This window comes from Snodgrassella alvi (genome assembly GCF_002777855.1).
Lineage (GTDB): Bacteria > Pseudomonadota > Gammaproteobacteria > Burkholderiales > Neisseriaceae > Snodgrassella > Snodgrassella alvi_E.
In genome coordinates this window covers 1-3,177 of sequence record NZ_MEIK01000025.1, presented here as the reverse complement: position 1 = coordinate 3,177, position 3,177 = coordinate 1, and the positions used below count along the sequence as shown (strand labels likewise).

Here is a 3,177-nt window from a genome sequence, read left to right as displayed (position 1 = left end):
CCCGTCCTGCAATATTATCAGTCCATGGCTGATTGGTACTGGGGTCTATACCGTTATTGGCTTGGTAATAGGTTAAGCCAAATACTTTATTAGGCTGCTTAGAATATTCAAAATCCCAGCTTTCTTTTGACGATTTTAAAATATTTTTAAACCTATGATTATAATTTTTGAATTGCTTAGGACTTACTAAATTATAAACAATCATGTGTCCCCATGGAAAGGGCTTACCTTCAGGAATTAAAGTTTTATTATCATGCAAATAATCTATTTCGGTTTGTTCTTTATAGCTCATTAGCGCACCATCAGTAAGGCGATAAAACAAACCAAAGCTTTTAATGGGTAGCTGATAAGTAATAGGTGGACGTTTGTATTTTTGTGCTTTTTTGCTGGCATCAAAATCACCAGGGTCTCCAACATAACGCACCCAGTGAAGTACTACGCCGTCAGGAATACTGACTGGTTTACCGCCCAGATTACCAATGGAATCATAGCGGCCAAATCGGTCCTGATTAATGAAAGGTACCGGCTGCTGTTTGGCTTTGTCTTTATCCTTATCAGAACAGCCAGCCAGCAAAAGCAGGCCAGTTAAACAGACAGCTTTAGCATACGAAATCAATAAATTTCTCATACTGATGTCTCCTGTAGGACTAACATATAAATTAGCATAATTTTAAGATAATGCAAACAAAAATATACACAAAAATTAACTAATGTAATGAAAAATTAACTCTGAATGGATTATTATGTTTAATATATATACAAGCTACCGAATATAATTAGCGTAAAATAGCAAGCAAACCGGAATTTCTCTTAAAAAATGGCAAAATTGGCTGAATGAGGTTGTATCAGTTGTGCATGTATTGTTCCAAAAATAATTTCTTCAATCAGTGGTGTAAGGGTATGCATCTTTTAGACTTATACCTTGCCAGCCTGCTCTTTAATTAATTTGCCATCATTAGTGACTACCCAGCTATCCAGTATGGCAGCGATATTTTTTTCGGTTTGTTGCCATAGTTTTAAATAGACACGGTTGTAAGTTATACTGACATCTATCGGAAAATTATTAACAATAAAATCATGATGACAATGTTTTATTTCTCCAACAATATCACATAGGATAAGGGTTTTAATGTTATTATTTGCATCCCGATAGATATACAGATCTTTTCCTGCAATATTATCTGTCCATGGTTGATTGGTACTGGGGTCTATACCGTTATTGGCTTGATAATAGGTTAAACCAAATACCTTATTAGGTTGTTTAGAATATTCAAAATCCCAACTTTCTTTTGATGATTCTAGAATATTATTAAACCATTGATTGAAGGTTTTAGATTGTTTAGGGCTATATATGTTATAAATAATTGTATGAGCCCATGGAAAAGGCTGACCTATACGAATCAAAGTTTTGTTATCATGCATATAATCAATATCAGTTTGTTCTTTCCTGCTCAAAACTGCACCATCGGTAAGGCGATATACAAATCCAAAACTTTCGATTGGTAGCTGATAGGTAATAGGTGGGCGCTTATATTTTCTGGCTTTTCTGCTGGCATCAAAATCTCCGGGATCACCGACGTAGCGCACCCAAGAAGATACCACACCCTCGGGAATACTGACTGGTTTACCGCCCAGATTACCAATGGAATCATAGCGGCCAAATCGGTCCTGATTAGTGAAAGGTACCGGCTGCTGTTTGGCTTTGTCATTATTATCAGAACAGCCAGACAGCAAAAGCAGGCCAGTTAAACAGACAGCTTTAGCATACGAAATCAATAAATTTCTCATACTGATGTCTCCTGTAGGACTAACATATAAATTAGCATAATTTTAAGATAATGCAAACAAAAATATACACAAAAATTAACTAATGTAATGAAAAATTAACTCTGAATGGATTATTATGTTTAATATATATACAAGCTACCGAATATAATTAGCGTAAAATAGCAAGCAAACCGGAATTTCTCTTAAAAAATGGCAAAATTGGCTGAATGAGGTTGTATCAGTTGTGCATGTATTGTTCCAAAAATAATTTCTTCAATCAGTGGTGTAAGGGTATGCATCTTTTAGACTTATACCTTGCCAGCCTGCTCTTTAATTAATTTGCCATCATTAGTGACTACCCAGCTATCCAGTATGGCAGCGATATTTTTTTCGGTTTGTTGCCATAGTTTTAAATAGACACGGTTGTAAGTTATACTGACATCTATCGGAAAATTATTAACAATAAAATCATGATGACAATGTTTTATTTCTCCAACAATATCACATAGGATAAGGGTTTTAATGTTATTATTTGCATCCCGATAGATATACAGATCTTTTCCTGCAATATTATCTGTCCATGGTTGATTGGTACTGGGGTCTATACCGTTATTGGCTTGATAATAGGTTAAACCAAATACCTTATTAGGTTGTTTAGAATATTCAAAATCCCAACTTTCTTTTGATGATTCTAGAATATTATTAAACCATTGATTGAAGGTTTTAGATTGTTTAGGGCTATATATGTTATAAATAATTGTATGAGCCCATGGAAAAGGCTGACCTATACGAATCAAAGTTTTGTTATCATGCATATAATCAATATCAGTTTGTTCTTTCCTGCTCAAAACTGCACCATCGGTAAGGCGATATACAAATCCAAAACTTTCGATTGGTAGCTGATAGGTAATAGGTGGGCGCTTATATTTTCTGGCTTTTCTGCTGGCATCAAAATCTCCGGGATCACCGACGTAGCGCACCCAAGAAGATACCACACCCTCGGGAATACTGACTGGTTTACCGCCCAGATTACCAATGGAATCATAGCGGCCAAATCGGTCCTGATTAGTGAAAGGTACCGGCTGCTGTTTGGCTTTGTCATTATTATCAGAACAGCCAGACAGCAAAAGCAGGCCAGTTAAACAGACAGCTTTAGCATACGAAATCAATAAATTTCTCATACTGATGTCTCCTGTAGGACTAACATATAAATTAGCATAATTTTAAGATAATGCAAACAAAAATATACACAAAAATTAACTAATGTAATGAAAAATTAACTCTGAATGGATTATTATGTTTAATATATATACAAGCTACCGAATATAATTAGCGTAAAATAGCAAGCAAACCGGAATTTCTCTTAAAAAATGGCAAAATTGGCTGAATGAGGTTGTATCAGTTGTGCAT

At 35.1% G+C, this 3,177-nt stretch carries 3 protein-coding genes; all 3 read right to left on the bottom strand.

The window, feature by feature from the left end:
- The coding region (locus BHC43_RS03360) for a hypothetical protein (protein ID WP_218966454.1) at positions 1-628 on the bottom strand (628 nt) is incomplete at its 3' end.
- Positions 629-915: 287 nt separating this feature from the next.
- Positions 916-1,788, bottom strand: a complete 873-nt coding sequence (locus BHC43_RS03355) for a hypothetical protein (protein WP_100156509.1) — start codon at positions 1,786-1,788, stop codon at positions 916-918.
- Between the two features lie 287 nt (positions 1,789-2,075).
- Positions 2,076-2,948: a hypothetical protein gene (locus tag BHC43_RS03350; RefSeq protein WP_100156509.1), complete on the bottom strand. Its 873-nt coding sequence runs from the start codon at positions 2,946-2,948 to the stop codon at positions 2,076-2,078.
- Positions 2,949-3,177: the final 229 nt, after the last annotated feature.

What these genes read in the sequence shown, in the direction of transcription:
- BHC43_RS03350 (WP_100156509.1), bottom strand. Translation starts at nt 2,948, where the DNA reads ATGAGAAATTTATTGATTTCGTATGCTAAAGCTGTCTGTTTAACTGGC.
- BHC43_RS03355 (WP_100156509.1), bottom strand. Translation starts at nt 1,788, where the DNA reads ATGAGAAATTTATTGATTTCGTATGCTAAAGCTGTCTGTTTAACTGGC.